The sequence below is a fragment of the Nitrosomonas sp. JL21 genome (assembly GCF_009833095.1).
GTDB lineage: Bacteria > Pseudomonadota > Gammaproteobacteria > Burkholderiales > Nitrosomonadaceae > Nitrosomonas.
In genome coordinates this window covers 1-2447 of sequence record NZ_QRCB01000012.1, presented here as the reverse complement: position 1 = coordinate 2447, position 2447 = coordinate 1, and the positions used below count along the sequence as shown (strand labels likewise).

Sequence of the window (2447 nt, the reverse complement as noted above, 5' to 3'; positions counted from 1 at the left end):
CTTGTTTTAGTTTTGTTCGCATGATGTGCAGTGGTTTATTTCACACTGTTTTTTCTGCTGATAAAAAAACCGGCACACCGGCTGTCTTTCGACAGTGGTGTGCCGGTGTTGTGCCTATACTTGGCTTATAGCTTCGTGAAGACCGGTATCACCGCTCCAGCAATACTGTTGATATAACGATTGCCTTGCGCATCAAAGGTCATCAGCAAGCCACCAAAGCGGCTTTCTGGGTCACCCAACAGAGCCATCAAACGTTGTACTTCCCACAACGCATCTTTGGCTTCCATCTTAACTTCACGGGTTTCGCCAGGTTGAACGCCTTTGTCGCTATCCATCGTCAAACCGGTTGCTACCAGTTCGCGTGGATAATCAGGATCCAGGTGCGATTGACCTAACTTGTTGACAAAACGTACACCCGCTGTCGTGAACTCACCAATGTTGATTTCTGAATCGCCATTGTTGGTGATTTCCATCGTTACGCGCAATGCACGTCCCGGTACGTCATAGTTCGCATGCGTTACTTTGATCGCTACAGGATTTGGTGCAATCGGCAGAGGTTCTACCTTCGATTCACCCGCTTGGATCGGTACCGTATATGGGTGAACGCTTTCGGTATAACGATAGCCGCCCCATACCAGTGCGCAGGTCAGAATTGCTACAGCCCACGCCAATTTGCGATCAAACGGATCAAGCAGCAGTTCGTCGCCATACGCCAACAACACACGGCTACGTGGCAGGAACATCGGACGGGCTACGAAAGCGCCAATCCAGAAGCAGCCCAGTCCCAGCCATACGATATGCCAGAAAACACCGTTGCTGAAGTTGAACGTTTCCAGGTCGATGGTTTTACCCGTCAGTGTCGTCACTGGGTTGGTAAAGTCATCCCAGTTTCCGGAAATGTTCATCCACGATGCCGGGCCTGCAATCGGACCTGCTTCTTTCACGTTAACCATCGCGTGCATATGGTGACGTCCAGGAATACGGGCTTTCAGTCTGACTTCAAATTCATAGTCACGACCAATTACCAGCGGGCCTGAAATGAACGTCGGTTCGCCGTTCAGTTTGGTGCTCAAACGTACAAACACCGGGCTCGGGCTTCCTATGTTGAAAAACGCACGTTCTGGTTTACCTACCGCACGTGGCCAGTCTTCCGCCAGGTGGAACTTACCGGTAATGGTCGCTATGTCATTGACTTTGGTGACTTTAGGTTGCCATTTCAGGTCGTACCACTGGATCGTTCGCATACGCAAGAACGGTTCTTGTGAACGTTCACCGTGTGCCGCTGCCGTGTTTACGTCTACCGTCAGCGTCAGCGCCAGTGATGCCGCTCCTATCGCCGCTCCATACAGGCCTAATACGCCCAGCTTAAAAATGCTCTTTATACTCATTATTTGATCCCCTGTGCAAAGCCTTTTTCACCAAACGCCGTTACGTCGTTCTTCATCGAGATGCGTCCTCTTTCTCCTTTAACATAGTAGAAAGCGGTGCAGTACAGTTTGCCAAAGTACCACCATACGCAGAACATCAGCATCGATACGAACGCTGAGAAGAACGCTGCAATTACCGTCGTATGACCACCAAAGGTACGCAGTGAACCTTGTTCAATCAAGCGGACATATTCTGGCGTACCGGTACGTACATACAGGAAGCCGGTGTAGTCAGCTATCGATAACAGTACACCTTCAACGACCACTGGTAAGTGGGTTGGACCAAAAATCGGCCAGTTGCCTGGGTAGAAGAACAGTCCAAAGAATCCACCGCCTAACAGGGCTGTAACCAGCCAGTTACCCGTCAGCAGCATGATCGTATCCATCATCAACGCACCAGGTATCATGGTCGATGGCAATACGAAGTTCAATGGATAGTGTGACCACCAGTAAAAGCCCCAGTAGCGGGTGAGCCATTCACCTACCAGCAGGCATACGATACACAGTGTCGCGCCAAATGGCAGACGATAGTTTACCCATAAGTAATACATCAACGCTGCACAATACATGATCCCTACAATCGGGGTTACAACTGGCCACCATTGACGGTCTTTCCAATCAAGCCAGAAATCCCAGTCTCCTGCCAGTAGCATGAAGTGCATGTGATACGTTCCAACCAGCAGTATGCACAGAATCGGAAAATATACCGCATCTATGTATCTGGACATCCTGACCGCTTCCGGCGGCATCTTTGCCGCTGCTATAATTTCGTCTGTTCTAGTCACTAGAAGACCCTCCCTTCAATTTCGTGTGATATTAATTTTTGAAAACCCGGCGATTCTTTTTGTCTTCGCTTTTCTTGGCGATAACTTCGCCCGGTATCCATCCTCAAACTTCTATTTCTTCTCTTCCATCATTCCCGCTCTTCTTTCCGAGCAGGAATGATCTCTCACCTGGATTAAGGAATAATCCGGTTGTTGAGGATTTCTTTGCTTTGGTTATTCCAGATCACGTCTGTCA

At 49.2% G+C, this 2447-nt stretch carries 3 protein-coding genes; 1 reads left to right on the top strand and 2 read right to left on the bottom strand.

The window, feature by feature from the left end; genetic code table 11:
- Positions 1 to 125: 125 nt before the first annotated feature.
- Both ABF87_RS05275 and ABF87_RS05270 read right to left on the bottom strand, forming a co-directional pair.
- Positions 126 to 1388 carry a methane monooxygenase/ammonia monooxygenase subunit B gene (locus ABF87_RS05275; RefSeq protein WP_160828096.1) on the bottom strand — a complete coding sequence of 421 codons (1263 nt, stop codon included), beginning with the start codon at positions 1386 to 1388 and terminating at the stop codon, positions 126 to 128.
- Positions 1388 to 2155 (bottom strand): methane monooxygenase/ammonia monooxygenase subunit A, encoded by a 768-nt coding sequence (locus tag ABF87_RS05270; protein WP_240143537.1) that lies wholly within the window; start codon positions 2153 to 2155, stop codon positions 1388 to 1390. Before ABF87_RS05270 ends, ABF87_RS05275 begins: the two co-directional genes overlap by 1 nt.
- Between ABF87_RS05270 and ABF87_RS14750 the strand changes: the two genes are divergently transcribed.
- Positions 2142 to 2372 carry a hypothetical protein gene (locus ABF87_RS14750; RefSeq protein WP_205012662.1) on the top strand — a complete coding sequence of 77 codons (231 nt, stop codon included), beginning with the start codon at positions 2142 to 2144 and terminating at the stop codon, positions 2370 to 2372. The two genes, ABF87_RS05270 and ABF87_RS14750, sit on opposite strands and share 14 nt — an antisense overlap.
- The last annotated feature ends 75 nt before the right edge of the window (positions 2373 to 2447 follow it).

What these genes read in the sequence shown, in the direction of transcription:
- ABF87_RS05270 (WP_240143537.1), bottom strand. Translation starts at nt 2,155, where the DNA reads ATGTCCAGATACATAGATGCGGTATATTTTCCGATTCTGTGCATACTG.
- ABF87_RS05275 (WP_160828096.1), bottom strand. Translation starts at nt 1,388, where the DNA reads ATGAGTATAAAGAGCATTTTTAAGCTGGGCGTATTAGGCCTGTATGGA.
- ABF87_RS14750 (WP_205012662.1), top strand. Translation starts at nt 2,142, where the DNA reads ATGTATCTGGACATCCTGACCGCTTCCGGCGGCATCTTTGCCGCTGCT.